Source organism: Pseudoalteromonas sp. SG45-5, from assembly GCF_014164085.1.
Lineage (GTDB): Bacteria > Pseudomonadota > Gammaproteobacteria > Enterobacterales > Alteromonadaceae > Pseudoalteromonas > Pseudoalteromonas aliena.
In genome coordinates, this window is sequence record NZ_JACJEM010000002.1 from 1 (window position 1) to 15,707 (window position 15,707).

The following is a 15,707-nucleotide window of genomic DNA, read 5'->3' on the forward strand; positions in this document are numbered from 1 at the left end:
TCATGCTGTTGTGTGGTAACAAGCCTAATTGCACGTTCACGAAATTCTGATGTATAGCGATTTGATTTTTTCATAGTTCCAGTTTCTCAAGTTATTGAGTCTCTGGCAAACACGGGGCGATTCAAAATGGCAATTACATGTTTTTGATGTAGGGCATGGCTTGATGGTACTGATAGAAAAAGATAAACAAGCGTTAATTTATGACTTTGGCCCTAGTTACTTTAATCGTTTTAGCCGTGCTCGTAGTATTTTATTACCTTATATTGAAGCCAATAAACTGCTTGTATCTATAGCTGTTTTAAGTCACGAAGATAGCGATCACGCTGGTGGTGTTGAACACTTTATGCAAGCAGGGTATGAATCTACCTTTGCTGCTTTTCACCCACATAATTTACAAGATATATGTAAAGTCGCGAAGAGAGATTTTTTTGGTCTTAAAATAGAGAGCTTTAAAACAACAAACTTTCAAAATGAAAATGATGATTCATGCGTTATTAGAGTGTCTGATAAAGCGCACAGTGTTTTATTAACGGGTGATATCTCTAAGCAACGAGAAGCGCAATTACTCCAACAGAGCTATTTTTTAAAAAGTACAGTGATGTTGAGCCCGCATCATGGCAGTGATACATCCTCAAGTGATGCATTTATAAAAGCAGTACACCCACAAATTGTTATTCATTCAAGTGCCTATAAAGGGCAATGGCAATTTCCTAAACAGCAGGTTGTTAAGCGTTATAGCAAAATAAATGCAACTCAATATGTTACAGGACAGCAAGGACAAATCAGTGTCAAATTTTACAATGAGTATGCACAGGTAAAAACGGCAAGAGAGTATGAAAGTTACTGGTTTATCAAAGATTGACGTTTTGTTTTAGTGCACCTAAGGATACAATAGGGGCTGTAATTGTATAAAGAGAGTGTTATGGATCAAAGTACTACGCAAATTTATAAACGGTTAATTTCTTACGTTGGTGCATATAAGAGCGTTGCCCTTGTTGCTATTATAGGAATGATTGGTTATTCGGCAATGGATGCGTTATTCATTCAATTAATGAAGCCGTTTATTGATGAAGGCTTAAACCAGCGCAATAGTGATGTGTTAACGTATGCGCCGTTTGTTGTGATTGCTTTAGTGATTGGTCGTGGCATTTTTAATTTTATGTCGTCATATTGTTTAAGTTATGTCGGCTCCCAAGTTGTACGCTCTCTTCGCCAAGCATTATTTGAACACATATTACATTTACCGGTTTCTTTTCATGATAAAAACTCAACCGGTGATTTAATCTCTAAGATCACCTTTGATACCGAACAAGTTCAACAAGCCATTACAAAAGCGTTATTGATTGTGGTACGTGAAGGGGCATTTGTTGTATTTTTATTGGGTTTGATGTTTTATACCAATTGGAAGTTATCACTAATATTTTTAGTGATCATCCCACTCGTTGCCATTATTGTTACCGTTGTGTCTAAGCGTTTTCGCCATATTTCTAAAAATATTCAATCGGCGATGGGGCAAGTTACACGCAGCTCAGAACAAATGTTAAGCGGGCACAAGGTAATACATGGTTTTGGTGGGCAAGAGCAAGAAATCAATAAGTTTTCTAAAATTAATAATCACAACCGTCAACAACGAATAAAAATGGATGCAACTAAAGCACTCAGTGTGTCTATTATTCAAGTTCTTGCTGCAAGCGCAATGGCCGTTATTTTGTGGGTGGTATCAATGCCCGCAATGATTGACACGATAAGCTCTGGTGATTTTGTGGTTTTGATATCATCGATGATGATGTTACTGCGTCCACTTAAGCAATTAGCTAACGTTAACAGCGACATGCAACGTGGTATCTCGGCAGCGCAAAGTATATTTTTAATCCTTGACGAAAATGTAGAAAAAGACACCGGCATAATCGCAGTCGATAAAGTTAAAGGGTTAATTGAGGTTAAAAATGTAACGTTTAAATACCCAACAAAAGCAGAAGCCGTACTCAACGATTTATCTTTGACTATAAAGGCTGGTGAAAGCATTGCATTAGTAGGTCGCTCAGGCTCGGGGAAGTCAACAATCTCCAATTTGCTGCCACGCTATTATGATTTAGAGCTGCCAAGCGAAATTCAACTCGACGGTATTGCACTAAGTGACTATAAACTTGCTGACTTGCGACGTCAGTTTGCCTTAGTTTCACAACAAGTCGTGTTATTTAACGATACTATCGCGAACAATATTTGCTATGGCATAACGCATGATGTCTCTACTGATGAGTTAATACGCGTGGCAAAACAGGCGCATGTTTGGGAGTTTGTCAAAGATCTTCCTGAGCAATTAAATACCATGGTAGGCGAAAATGGCGTGATGCTTTCAGGCGGCCAGCGACAACGCATTGCCATTGCGAGAGCTATTTTAAAAGATGCACCAATTTTAATTTTAGACGAAGCTACGTCTGCACTTGACACCGAATCTGAAAAACTGATCCAACAAGCTCTTGAGGCGTTAATGAAAGATAAAACGTCTATTGTCATTGCGCATCGTTTATCAACGATTGAAAATAGCGACCGAATTTACGTTATCGATAATGGACGTGTTATTGAAAGTGGAGATCATGCAAGTTTACTTGCCAATGACGGTACTTACTCTGCACTTTGTAAAATGCAATTTGGCGAGCAAGTGTGAATAAAATAGAGCATAGCTGGTATAAGCCCGTCAGCGTAATTACGCTATTACTTTTACCCTTATCAGTACTATTTTGGTTGATTTCGAGCATTCGAAAGTGTTTGTATAAATTAGGGTTTTTAAAACAATTTAAAAGTAAAACGCCAATTATTGTGGTTGGCAATATTAGCGTGGGTGGCAATGGAAAAACACCGTTTGTGTTATGGCTTTTTAACTATTTAACGCAACAAGGTTTATCTGTTGGGATCATTAGCCGTGGTTACGGTGGACATGCTAATAATTACCCTCTGCTTGTTACAGATCAAGTAAGTACGAATGAAGCGGGTGATGAGCCGATACTTTTATATCATCGTTTAAAGTGTCCAATTGCTGTTGGCCCTAATAGGCAGCACAGTATTGAGTTGCTAGAGCGCACATATGCACCAGACGTTATTATTTCAGACGATGGCATGCAACATTATAAAATGGCGCGTAGTATTGAGTGTTGTATTGTTGACAGTGAACGCAAATTCGGTAATGGTTTTTTAATGCCAGCAGGGCCATTACGAGAGACAAAAAAGCGTTTAAATAGTGTCGACTTAGTTATTGAAAATGGTGGTCAAAGTAGCAGTCATTATACGTTACAAACCAGCCCAATAAGACGAGTAAGTGGCACAAAACCCGTGAACAGTTTAATTACCAGTGCGCATGCTATCAGCGCGATTGGCAATCCGAAGCGTTTTGAAAACTCACTAGAGGCGCAAGGTATTCGCTTACTATCAACTCATCATTTTAGAGATCATTATGCATACACTGCGGATGATTTTTCTGGGTTTGGTGATGATAACGTAGTCATGACTGAAAAAGATGCGGTAAAGTGCGGTAGTTTTGCAAAACCTAATTGGTATTATTTACCTGTAGATGCAGAGCCTTCCGATGTCGTTATAAACACATTAAATTCATTATTAAAAGAAAAAGGGATCCTCAATGGCCTTTGATACAAAACTACTCGAGATAATTGCGTGCCCAGTGTGTAAGGGAAAATTACGTTTTGATAAAGAAAATAACGAGCTAATTAGCACCGCAGCTAAGCTAGCTTATCCGGTTCAAGATGACATTCCGGTACTGCTTGAAAATGAAGCGCGTGAATTATCTTTAGATGAGGTTGAAAAGTGGAATTCGTAGTTGTAATTCCGGCTCGTTTTGCCTCAACCCGATTGCCAGGTAAACCGCTTGCTGATATTTGTGGTAAGCCAATGGTTCAGCATGTTTACGAAAAAGCCTGTTTATCAGGCGCAAGCCAAGTTGTTATTGCAACCGATCATCAAAAAGTATTTGACGCAGTCAGTTTATTTACCAGCGATGTGCTAATGACTCGCGAAGATCATCACTCAGGTACTGAGCGTTTAGCTGAGGTCGTTGATTTACTTGAGCTCGATAGCAATACCATTGTGGTTAATGTACAAGGTGATGAGCCGTTACTTGCACCTGAAAATGTATCTCAGGTTGCTGCGCTATTAAACGATTCAACGGCACCAATGGCAACCTTAAGTGTTGCTATTGAAGAGCGAGATGACGTATTTAATCCTAATGCCGTTAAAGTGGTTAGCGATATTGATAAAAATGCGTTGTATTTCTCGCGAGCCAATATTCCATTTGACAGAAGTGCGATGATGGATGATAAAAACAGGCTTGATTTAGCGCCATTTCAACGCCATGTGGGTATTTATGCATACAGAGCAGGTTTTATTAAACAATACACACAGCTCAGTGTATCTCCGCTTGAGTTACTTGAATCGTTAGAGCAATTGCGCGTGCTATATCACGGTTATAAAATTAAAATAGAGCAAGCGCAGATAACGCCGCATTCAGGCGTTGATACACCCGAAGATTTAGCCAAAGTTATAGCACATATTAAAAGTACAAACGCGTGAGTGAACAAGCAAATACACTGTTAAAAATAGTATTTACACATAACGATTTTTATATTTTAGAAAAACCAGCAGGGCTCAGTTTTCATTCAGAAGATGGACCTGGTTTTGTTGTGTTAGCTGAGCTGCAATTATCGCAAAAACTTTATGCTGTTCATCGCTTAGACAAGGTGACATCAGGGCTGATTATTTTAGCGAGAAACAAAGACGCAGCTGCATGTTTCACTGCACTTTTTACTGAGCATGCAATAAGCAAATTTTATTTAGCTATCAGCGATGCCAAACCTAAAAAAAAGCAAGGTTGGATAAAAGGTGATATGGCCAAATCTCGTCGTGGTTCGTTCAAGCTACTAACAACTAAGCTTAATCCAGCGATCACTCGATTTTATTCTGTGAGTTATAAAACAGGGTTTAGGGCGTATATTTTGAAACCTTATTCAGGTAAAACGCATCAATTAAGGGTGGCGCTAAAGAGCATAGGTTCGGCTATTTTAGGGGATGCAATGTATGCAGGTACGCCATCAAATCGTACCTATTTGCATGCTTATGCACTGAGCTTTTTATGGCAAGGTGAACACATGCAATTTACGTTGTTACCTGATCATGGCGATGAATATATAGCGCTGATAAAACATCAAGATTTTCAAGCATGGCAGTCGCCATGGCAACTGGATTGGTAAATGAACGAAAAAGTTACAGATATACGTTTTGGCGGAATTAAACGTTTATATGGTCATCAGCAATTTGATTGGCTTCAACAAGCACATTTTTGTGTCGTCGGTATTGGTGGTGTAGGGAGCTGGGCTGCTGAAGCCCTTGCGCGTACAGGTGTTGGTAAAATAACACTCATTGATTTAGATGATATCTGCGCGACCAATGTAAACAGGCAAATTCATGCGCTTAGCGGCACGATAGGCCAAGCTAAAGTGGATGCAATGAAAGCGCGTTGTGAGTTAATAAACCCAGCGTGCCAGATTGATGTAATAGATGACTTTATCACACTCGATAATATTCAATCGCATATTCAAGGTTTTGACTACGTTATAGATTGCATTGATGCGGTTAAAGAAAAGGCAGCATTAATTGCGCACTGCAAACGTAATAAACTGCCTATTATTACAACGGGTGGCGCAGGTGGGCAAACCGACCCTAGTCAAATAACATTTGGTGATGTGGCTAAAACCACGCAAGACCCTCTACTTGCAAAAGTTCGTTATATTTTACGCAAGCAGTATAATTTTAGTAATAACCCTAAGCGTAAATTTAATATCGATTGTGTTTATTCAACAGAGCAGCTTGTATACCCTGGCAGTAACGGTAGTGTATGCCATGCAAAGCAAAGCGCTGATGGCTCGATGAATATGGATTGCAATAATGGTTTCGGCTCTGTCACTATGATCACAGGAAGCTTTGGGTTTTTTGTTGCAGCCAAAGCGATTCGAAAATACTTAGATAAGCGTGCACGTTTAAACATTTAAATACGGACTGCTTATTATATTGTTATAAAAAGCGCCTAACGCGCTTTTTTTTTGGCTAACGTTTGTATTTTTTCGACCATTGCTTTTATACCATTGCCTCGTGAAGGACTTAAATGCTTAATTAAGCCTAGTTTTTCAAACTCTTCATACGCGTTGATATTTATTACTTGCTCAGGGGTTAAACCGTTATACAGAGCTAAAATTAATGCTAATAAGCCTTTAACAATACGTGTGTCTGAGTCACCTATGACCACTAATGCGTTCTCAGTTAAATCAAACTCTACAAACATCCACACTTTACTTTCGCACCCAGGTACGAGTGCGTCATCTGTCTTTAACGCATCAGGTAACAGCGGTAATTTTTTACCAAGTAGCATTATTTCACGGTATTTTTGCTGCCACGCAGACGCATTTTTTATCGGATCAGTTACTAGGTTAAACGTATTTATCATTAGCTATCCAAAATTAATCTAAAAGTGCGATAGATTCGCGCAGTGCTTTGATGAATTGATCTACATCATCATGATTATTATAAAATGCGAAACTTGCTCTGAGGGTGCCACTAAGCCCTAAATGAGCCATTAAAGGCTGTGTACAATGATGCCCAGCTCTTACTGCAACACCATAACCGTCAAGTAAAGTTGCCAAATCATATGGATGCTCATCTTTATAATTAAAGCACAATGTACCTATATTATTATTTAAGTCGCTATACAGTGTAATACCCTCAATATGACTTAATTTGCTTGCGGCATAATTAAATATATTTTGCTCATGTTTGAGGATTTGCTCATGACTAAATTGAGTTAGATAGCTAAGTGCAGCGCCAAATCCTAGTACTCCTGCTATATTTGGGGTGCCTGATTCGAACTTGGCGGGAGCATCACGATAGGTACTGTGCATGAGTGTAACGGTTTGGATCATTTCCCCACCAGTTTGATAAGGGAGTAGGGTATTTAAAAGCTCATAACGACCATATAAGCCGCCTAACCCTGTTGGTCCTAACATTTTGTGAGCCGAAAAAACGTAAAAGTCGCAGTTAAGCGTTTTCAAATCAGGTCTTAAATGCATCGCACCTTGCGCGCCATCAACCAAAACAACTGACCCCATTGCTTTTGCGCAAGTAATTAATGCATTTAAATTAGTAATATTACCAAGCGTGTTAGATGCCTGTGTAATAGCAACGAGCTTAGGTTTATTTTTCTCAATAAATTCACAGCACAGAGAAATATTAAAAGTACCGTCGCTATTTAACGGCATAACAGCGAGCTTTGCTCCTGTTTGCTGCGTTAAAACTTGCCATGGGACAATATTTGCGTGGTGATCAAGTGGTGTTATTACTATTGTATCGTTTTTGCTTATTTGGCTTTTTAGTCCATTTGCGACAAGGTTGATTGCCTCAGTGGCCCCTTTGGTCCAGACAATTTCATTGTTTTTTACACCAAAGTAATCAGCTGTTTGGTTTCGCACACTTTCATACAATACAGTAGCGTTTTCACTCAATGAATGACGGCCCCGGTGTACATTTGCATTTTTATGTGTGTAATAATCGGCTGTTATATCGATAACGCTTTGCGGCTTTTGTGTCGTAGCCCCTGAGTCTAAATAAATAAGCGGACAGCCGTTTATAGTTTGATTTAAGGTAGGGAAGTCTCGTCGAATTTTATTTATATCAAACTCTAAAACAGTCATTAGCTTCATCAACGTTGTAATTTAAGGCGAGAATTGTAATCACTTTATTATTATTCTCAAGTAACAAATAATAAAAAAGGCCGCAAAAGCGGCCTTTTAAAGTATTCAAACACGATTAAAGCGTATTAGCGCTTATCAGTTGATACATAGTCACGTGCAGTGTAACCAGTATAAAGCTGACGTGGACGACTGATCTTATGACCTGGTTGAGATAGCATTTCATCCCAGTGAGTGATCCAACCAACTGTGCGTGCCATTGCAAAAATTACAGTGAACATGCTTGTTGGGATACCGATCGCTTTTAAGATAATACCTGAGTAGAAATCTACGTTAGGGTAAAGTTTCTTCTCTACAAAGTATGGGTCTTCAAGTGCAATTTGCTCAAGCTTCATTGCAATATCAAGAAGTGGATCTTGGATATTAAGCTCAGCTAATACTTCGTGACACGTTTGACGCATCACGGTTGCACGTGGATCGAAGTTTTTGTAAACACGGTGTCCAAAACCCATCAGACGGAAAGGGTCCGCTTTATCTTTAGCTTTAGCAACGAATTCATCAATGCGATCTACAGAGCCAATTTCTTCTAACATGTTTAAACATGCTTCGTTAGCGCCGCCATGTGCAGGACCCCAAAGAGATGCAATACCAGCAGCAATACACGCATACGGGTTAGCACCAGAAGAACCAGCAAGACGAACGGTAGACGTAGACGCATTTTGCTCGTGATCAGCATGAAGCATGAATATTTTATCCATCGCTTTAGCTGTTACTGGGTTAACTTTATACTCTTCAGCAGGAACAGAGAACATCATATGTAAGAAGTTTTCTGCATAGCTTAAATCATTACGTGGGTAAACAAATGGTTGGCCAATGTTTGTTTTGTAAGCCATAGCAGCAATAGTCGGTAATTTAGCAACTAATTTAACAGCACTGGTTTTACGTTGTTCAGCATCAGTAATATCAAGGTCTTCATGATAAAAAGATGATAATGCACCCACTACACCACAAAGCATTGCCATTGGGTGAGCGTCAAAGCGGAAACCTTGGAAAAAGTTAGCAATCTTCTCGTCAAGCATTGTACTGCGAGTAATTTGCTTAGCGAATGCATCATACTGCTCTTTAGATGGTAACTCACCATTTAGTAACAAATAGCAAAGTTCAATGTAGTTAGATTCTTCAGCTAATTGCTCAATTGGGTAACCACGGTGAAGCAAAATGCCTTTGCCACCATCAATATAAGTAATTGCAGATTCACAAGAGCCAGTCGACATGAAACCTGGGTCATAAGTAAAGTGACCATGTGCACCTAACGTACGTACGTCGATTACATCTTGGCCAGCAGTGCCTTGATAAATTGGAAGTTCGATTGGATCTAGCCCATCAATTTGGACTGTGGCTTTTTTATCTGCCATCGCTATGTATCTCCTATTAAGATATCTATTCTGATTTTTAGATTTTAAAGTTCTGAAATCTGTTTTAAGCACATCTTTGCATTTTAACGTGAAAGAGGGGGTTAAAGTCAATTTTTATAAACATTATGCACATTTGTATAATAAATATTCTATATCAATTAAATATAATACTATTGGCTAATTCGCAAACATCTCTAAATAAACAAGAATTGTAAAAAGTCCTGTGGGTATATATACTAACGGTGGTTTTAAACCGTATTGTATTTGGGTAAACATAGTTTTACAGTTTAATTTTTACGCTATTGTGAACTTTAACTGATTCTATACGTTTACTTTGATAGTTCCATCAGTAATATTTGATGGGTTTTTAGAAAAGCAAGTAGATGAGCTCCACTGCGAGCAAGATGGGCAAGTAACTGTGAAAAAGCAAAGACCTGTAAATCTAGATCTAACAACTATATCGATGCCGGCAACGGCTAAAGCGTCAATATTTCACCGCGTCACCGGTGTTGCATTATTTTTTGCTTTAACGTTTGTCATTTGGGCTTGGTCAGAGTCTCTCTCTTCAGCTGAAAGTTTTGAATTCGTCAAGGGTCTGTTTAACGGATTCATTGCCAAATTTATAGCTTGGGGCACTGTTTCTGTATTAGGTTATCACCTTATTGGTGGTATCCGTCATATGATTATGGATATGGGACATTGGGAAGAACTTGAATCAGGTAACCTCAGCGCTAAAGTTTCTATGGCTCTTGGTGTTGTGTTTGCCGTATTGGCAGGGGTGTGGATATGGTTTTAAATCAAGCAACTCTTAAACGTGATGGTGTACAAGATTTCGTATCTTTACGTACCACGGCATTAATAATCAGCGCATATGCGATTTTTATTATCGGCTATTTTTTAGCGACGCCAGAAGTCACTTTCGAAGCCTGGACAGGCCTCTTCTCTAACCTAGCAATGAAAGGGTTTACATTAATTACCCTTGTTTGCATTATGGTTCATACCCGCATTGGCCTTTGGCAAGTTCTTACAGACTATGTTAAGTGTGCGAAGTTACGTGCTGTTTTAGGTTTTATATTAAACCTAATGGCCGTTGCTTACGTAGCTATTGGTCTAATCGTATTATGGGGTGTTTAAGTGAAATATTCTGTTCGTGAATTTGACGCCGTAGTAATTGGTGCAGGTGGTGCTGGTATGCGCGCCGCTCTAGCAATTACTGAATCTGGCAAAACGTGTGCATTAATATCTAAGGTATTCCCAACACGCTCACACACTGTATCTGCACAAGGTGGTATTACAGTAGCGCTTGGTAATTCACACGAAGACAACTGGGAATGGCATATGTACGATACCGTCAAAGGTTCCGATTTTATCGGTGACCAAGACGCTATCGAATACATGTGTCAAACAGGCCCAGAAGCTATTACTGAATTAGAAAACATGGGTCTACCATTTTCTCGTTTTGAAAATGGCCGTGTTTACCAACGTCCTTTCGGTGGTCAATCGAAAAACTTTGGTGGTGAACAAGCTGCGCGTACAGCCGCTGCAGCTGACCGAACTGGTCATGCTTTATTACACCTTCTTTATCAACAAAACGTAAAAAACAAAACAAATGTATTCTCTGAATGGTATGCACTTGATTTAGTTAAAAACGATAATGGTGACGTAGTAGGGTGTACTGCCATTGAGATTGAAACAGGTGAAATCACTTATTTCAAATCTAAAGCCGTAGTACTTGCTACTGGTGGTGCAGGTCGTATTTTTGCATCAACAACAAATGCTCACATCAATACAGGTGATGGCGTTGGTATGGCAACACGTGCTGGTATTTCTATGCAAGACATGGAAATGTGGCAGTTCCACCCAACAGGTATAGCCGGTGCTGGTACGCTAGTAACAGAAGGTTGTCGTGGTGAAGGCGGTTATCTTTTAAATAAAGATGGCGAGCGCTTCATGGAGCGCTATGCACCAAACGCGAAAGACTTAGCGTCTCGTGATGTTGTTGCACGTTCAATGATGACAGAAATTCGTGAAGGTCGTGGTTGTGACGGTCCTTGGGGTCCACATCTTAAGCTAAAACTTGACCATTTAGGTGAAGAAACGCTTAATTTACGTCTTCCAGGTGTTTGTGATCTTGCTAAAACATTTGCTCACGTTGACCCTGCAAAAGAGCCAATTCCAGTAATCCCAACGTGTCATTACATGATGGGTGGTGTGCCAACTAACGTAAATGGTCAAGCGCTACAAATCGATGCTCAAGGCAACGAAAAAGTAGTTCAAGGTTTATTTGCAGTAGGTGAGATTGCCTGTGTATCTGTACACGGTGCAAACCGCTTAGGTGGTAACTCATTACTAGATTTAGTTGTATTTGGCCGTGCTGCGGGTAACTTCTTAGGCAAATACCTTAATGACGTTGAAATATCTAAAGCCGCGTCAGAGTCTGATTTAGAAACATCACTTGCACGTTACAATCGTTGGGAAAATTCAACGACTGGGCAAGGTGAAGATCCAGTTCAAATCAAAAAAGACTTGCAGCAATGTATGCAGCTTAACTTCTCGGTATTCCGTGAAGGTGATTCAATGGCTACAGGTCTTCAAGAACTTAAAGAAATTCGTGAACGTCTGCAACATGCACGTCTTGATGATAAATCATCAGATTTCAACACGCAGCGCATCGAATGTCTAGAACTTGATAACTTAATGGAAACAGCTTACTCAACTGCAGTAGCTGCAAACTTCCGTACAGAAAGCCGTGGTGCACATTCTCGCTTTGACTTCCCAGATCGTGATGACGAAAACTGGTTATGTCACTCAGTATTCAATCCTTTAACGGATGAAATGAGCAAGCGTGATGTAAACTATGCGCCTAAAACGCGTGAAGCTTTCCCACCTAAAGCACGTGTTTACTAGGAGACAGACGATGGCACAAGTACAATTATCAGTTTATCGTTATAATCCAGATGTTGACAACGCTCCTCGTATGCAAGAATACACCTTGCAAACAGAGGAAGGTCACGACATGATGGTGTTGGACGCACTTATTCTTTTAAAAGAACAAGATCCTACATTATCTTTTCGTCGTTCATGCCGTGAAGGTGTGTGTGGATCTGATGGTGTTAACATGAATGGTAAAAATGGTTTAGCATGTATTACTCCTTTATCAACGCTACAAAAAAATGGCAAAGGTAAAATAGTAGTTCGTCCATTACCAGGATTACCAGTGGTTCGTGACCTTGTTATTGACATGAGTCAGTTCTACACTCAATACGAAAAAGTTAAGCCTTATTTAATTAATGATACGCCTGCTGCAGGCGAGCGTCTTCAATCTATTGAAGAACGTGATAAATTAGATGGGCTATACGAGTGTATTTTGTGTGCATGTTGTTCAACATCGTGTCCTTCGTTCTGGTGGAATCCAGACAAGTTCATAGGTCCAGCAGGCCTTCTTCATGCTTACCGTTTCTTAGCTGATAGCCGAGATACAGCAACTGAAGAACGTTTAGCAGATTTAGACGATGCGTTCAGCGTGTTCCGTTGTCACAGTATCATGAACTGTGTTAGCGTTTGTCCTAAGGGTCTTAACCCGACCAAAGCAATTGGACAAATCAAATCTATGTTATTAAACCGAGCGGTTTGATTACTTAGTAATTGTAAGATGGCTAATAGAGATTATTAGCCATCTTGTTATAATAACTATTAATTTCTGCGCTAAAGAAAAGGGCTTATAAATGCACGAAGGTGTGATGAAGGCATGGCTAGAATCTTCACATTTAAACGGCGGCAACGTTGCTTATGTAGAAGAGCTTTATGAAGCGTATTTAGACGATGCGACTTCTGTGCCAGAAGAATGGCGAGAAGTGTTCGAACAATTACCTAAAGTTAATGGTGTGGATGTTGAAGTAAAGCATTCAGAAGTTCGAGCGCAGTTTGCACAGCTTGCCAAAAACAAGCATAGAGAAGTAGTGGTAGCAGAGGGTAGTGGCGGTGACCTAAAACAGGTCAAAGTTCTACAACTTATTAATGCTTTCCGTTTTCGTGGACACCAAAATGCAAACCTAGATCCATTAGGCATTTGGGAACGAGAGCGTGTACGAGATTTAGAGCTAGATTACCACGACTTATCTTCAAGTGATTTTGACCGCGAGTTTAACGTAGGATCGTTTGCCGTTGGCCGCGATACTATGCCTTTAGGTGAACTATACCAAGCACTAAAAACTACATATTGTGGTTCGATTGGCGCTGAGTATATGCACATCACATCAACAGAAGAAAAACGTTGGTTACAACAGCGTTTAGAGTCTGTTCAGTCTAGGCCTAAATTCGAAAAAGAAGAAAAGCTTCGTATCCTTAAAGGATTAACGGCAGCTGATGGACTTGAAAAATATTTAGGGGCTAAGTTCCCAGGTGCTAAGCGCTTTTCACTGGAAGGTGGCGATGCGTTAGTTCCTATGCTAAAAGAGCTTATTCACCGAGCAGGCGAAAGCGGCCAACAAGAAGCTGTTATTGGTATGGCTCACCGTGGTCGTTTAAATGTGCTTGTAAATGTACTTGGTAAAAATCCATCAGAATTATTTGATGAGTTTGCTGGAATACATAAAGAAACATTGAGCTCAGGCGATGTTAAATATCACATGGGTTACTCATCTGACTTTGCTACCAAAGGTGGCAATGTACATATGGCGCTTGCGTTTAACCCGTCTCATCTTGAAATTGTAAACCCGGTAGTTATGGGCTCAGTTCGCGCTCGTCTTGACCGCCTAAGTGACAGTTCTGGTATTAAAGCGCTCCCAATAACTATTCACGGTGACTCTGCGATTGCAGGTCAAGGTGTTGTACAAGAAACGTTTAATATGTCACAAACTAACGCGTTTAGTTGTGGTGGTAGTATTCGTATTGTTGTCAATAACCAAGTTGGCTTTACTACATCAAAACAAGATGACGTTCGTTCTACTGATTATTGTACTGACATTGCAAAAATGGTTCAGTCACCAATTTTCCATGTTAACTCTGATGATCCTGAAGCAGTCGCGTTTGTTACACAACTTGCACTTGATTTCAGAAACCAGTTTAAGCGTGACGTTGTAATCGATTTAGTGTGTTACCGTCGCCATGGTCATAATGAAGCTGATGAGCCCAATGCTACACAGCCTCTAATGTACCAAAAAATCAAAAAGCATCCTGTTCCACGTTTAATCTATGCTGATAAACTTATTGCTGAAGGCTCTTTTTCTGAACAAGAAGTTAAAGCCCTTGCTGATGAGTACCGTAACGTATTAGACGAAGGCAACTGTGTTGTTTCAGAAATTCAGCCAGAGACATCGCATTCTTCTGATTGGGCAAAGTATGTTGGCCACGAGTGGAATGTTGATTACGATGCAAGTGTATCAGTTGAAGAATTAAAAGTACTTGGTGAGAAGATAGCGTCTTACCCTGAGCAATACAAAGCACAGTCTCGCGTTAAAAAGATTTACGACGATCGTAAGTTAATGGCAAGCGGTGAGAAACCGCTCGATTGGGGAATGGCAGAAACGCTTGCTTATGCAACAATCGTAACTGAAGGCACCGATATTCGTTTAACGGGTCAAGATTCAGGCCGTGGTACATTTTTTCATCGTCATGCTGTTGTTCATGGTCAATCAGATGGTGCTACCTATACGCCGTTACAGCATTTGAGTGAAGATCAAGGTACATTCCAAGTATTTGATTCGGTCTTATCTGAAGAAGCTGTTGTTGCTTTTGAGTACGGCTATGCCACTGCGGAGCCTACTTCATTAGTACTATGGGAAGCACAATTTGGTGATTTTGCTAATGGTGCGCAAGTTGTATTTGACCAGTTTTTAAGTTCTGGTGAGCAAAAATGGGGCCGTTTATGTGGTCTCACAATATTATTACCTCATGGTTACGAAGGTCAAGGCCCAGAGCATAGTTCAGCACGTTTAGAGCGTTTCTTACAGCTGTGTGCAGATCACAATATGCAAGTGTGTGTTCCGTCTACTCCGGCACAAGTTTACGCTATGCTTCGTCGTCAATCGGTTCGACCACTTCGTCGTCCATTGATTGTTATGACGCCTAAATCGTTACTACGTCATCCGCTGGCAACTTCATCTCTTGAAGAGCTTTCACAAGGTATTTACCACAATATGATCGACGAAATCGATGATATTAAGCCTGAGAAAGTAGAACGCGTTGTATTTTGTAGTGGTAAAGTTTACTACGAACTATTACAAGAGCGTCGTAAGCTTGAACAAGATAATGTTGCAATTGTACGTGTTGAACAATTATATCCGTTCCCACACGATGAAATGCAAACGATTATGGAACGCTATCAACACGTTACTGATTTTGTATGGTGTCAAGAAGAGCCGCAAAACCAAGGTGCATGGTATTGTTCACAGCATCACTTTGTTGATGCAATCCCACAAGGTGCTAAATTAAAGTATGCAGGTCGTAAAGCCTCTGCATCACCAGCGTGTGGTTACATGTCAGTACATACTAAAGAACAACAAGCGCTCGTTGCCGACGCGCTTACTATAGAAAATAAAGGATAAGC

14 protein-coding genes and 1 pseudogene are annotated in these 15,707 nt (G+C 40.1%); 12 read left to right on the plus strand and 3 right to left on the minus strand.

Annotation, left to right across the window (positions count from 1 at the left end):
* Window positions 1-124: 124 nt before the first annotated feature.
* The 7 genes and pseudogenes from H5119_RS00575 to tcdA form a co-directional block, all read left to right on the plus strand.
* Window positions 125-862: pseudogene (locus H5119_RS00575) on the plus strand (ComEC/Rec2 family competence protein); the annotation flags it as partial.
* A 60-nt stretch (window positions 863-922) separates the two neighbouring features.
* Entirely contained in the window at window positions 923-2,668 is a 1,746-nt protein-coding gene (gene msbA / locus H5119_RS00580; protein ID WP_182700823.1) for a lipid A export permease/ATP-binding protein MsbA, read from the plus strand.
* A complete protein-coding gene (lpxK, locus tag H5119_RS00585; protein WP_182700824.1) occupies window positions 2,665-3,645 on the plus strand; it encodes a tetraacyldisaccharide 4'-kinase in 981 nt (326 codons plus the stop codon). The genes msbA and lpxK overlap by 4 nt, the downstream gene beginning before the upstream one ends.
* A complete protein-coding gene (locus H5119_RS00590; protein WP_138584419.1) occupies window positions 3,635-3,832 on the plus strand; it encodes a Trm112 family protein in 198 nt (65 codons plus the stop codon). Before lpxK ends, H5119_RS00590 begins: the two co-directional genes overlap by 11 nt.
* On the plus strand, window positions 3,820-4,581 hold the full coding sequence (gene kdsB / locus H5119_RS00595) for a 3-deoxy-manno-octulosonate cytidylyltransferase (RefSeq protein ID WP_077538044.1): 762 nt from the start codon (window positions 3,820-3,822) through the stop codon (window positions 4,579-4,581). The genes H5119_RS00590 and kdsB overlap by 13 nt, the downstream gene beginning before the upstream one ends.
* Window positions 4,578-5,258: a TIGR01621 family pseudouridine synthase gene (locus H5119_RS00600; RefSeq protein ID WP_077538043.1), complete on the plus strand. Its 681-nt coding sequence runs from the start codon at window positions 4,578-4,580 to the stop codon at window positions 5,256-5,258. Before kdsB ends, H5119_RS00600 begins: the two co-directional genes overlap by 4 nt.
* Window positions 5,259-6,056, plus strand: coding sequence for a tRNA cyclic N6-threonylcarbamoyladenosine(37) synthase TcdA (gene tcdA, locus H5119_RS00605; RefSeq protein WP_182700825.1), 798 nt, complete (start codon window positions 5,259-5,261; stop codon window positions 6,054-6,056). It abuts the gene before it with no gap.
* A 35-nt stretch (window positions 6,057-6,091) separates the two neighbouring features.
* Here the strand turns inward: tcdA and H5119_RS00610 are convergent, their stop codons facing one another.
* From H5119_RS00610 to H5119_RS00620, 3 genes are all read right to left on the minus strand, one after another.
* Window positions 6,092-6,508, minus strand: coding sequence for a SufE family protein (locus H5119_RS00610; RefSeq protein ID WP_077538041.1), 417 nt, complete (start codon window positions 6,506-6,508; stop codon window positions 6,092-6,094).
* Between the two features lie 13 nt (window positions 6,509-6,521).
* On the minus strand, window positions 6,522-7,748 hold the full coding sequence (locus tag H5119_RS00615; protein ID WP_182700826.1) for an aminotransferase class V-fold PLP-dependent enzyme: 1,227 nt from the start codon (window positions 7,746-7,748) through the stop codon (window positions 6,522-6,524).
* Window positions 7,749-7,873: 125 nt separating this feature from the next.
* On the minus strand, window positions 7,874-9,160 hold the full coding sequence (locus tag H5119_RS00620; RefSeq protein ID WP_077538040.1) for a citrate synthase: 1,287 nt from the start codon (window positions 9,158-9,160) through the stop codon (window positions 7,874-7,876).
* A 418-nt stretch (window positions 9,161-9,578) separates the two neighbouring features.
* Between H5119_RS00620 and sdhC the strand changes: the two genes are divergently transcribed.
* From sdhC to sucA, 5 genes are all read left to right on the plus strand, one after another.
* Window positions 9,579-9,956, plus strand: a complete 378-nt coding sequence (gene sdhC, locus H5119_RS00625; RefSeq protein WP_076914908.1) for a succinate dehydrogenase, cytochrome b556 subunit — start codon at window positions 9,579-9,581, stop codon at window positions 9,954-9,956.
* A complete protein-coding gene (gene sdhD, locus H5119_RS00630; RefSeq protein WP_077538039.1) occupies window positions 9,947-10,294 on the plus strand; it encodes a succinate dehydrogenase, hydrophobic membrane anchor protein in 348 nt (115 codons plus the stop codon). Before sdhC ends, sdhD begins: the two co-directional genes overlap by 10 nt.
* Window positions 10,295-12,067: a succinate dehydrogenase flavoprotein subunit gene (sdhA, locus tag H5119_RS00635; RefSeq protein WP_077538038.1), complete on the plus strand. Its 1,773-nt coding sequence runs from the start codon at window positions 10,295-10,297 to the stop codon at window positions 12,065-12,067. It abuts the gene before it with no gap.
* A gap of 10 nt (window positions 12,068-12,077) precedes the next feature.
* Complete coding sequence (locus H5119_RS00640; protein WP_077538037.1) at window positions 12,078-12,794, plus strand: succinate dehydrogenase iron-sulfur subunit; 717 nt, start codon at window positions 12,078-12,080, stop codon at window positions 12,792-12,794.
* A 91-nt stretch (window positions 12,795-12,885) separates the two neighbouring features.
* On the plus strand, window positions 12,886-15,705 hold the full coding sequence (sucA, locus tag H5119_RS00645; RefSeq protein WP_182700827.1) for a 2-oxoglutarate dehydrogenase E1 component: 2,820 nt from the start codon (window positions 12,886-12,888) through the stop codon (window positions 15,703-15,705).
* Window positions 15,706-15,707: the final 2 nt, after the last annotated feature.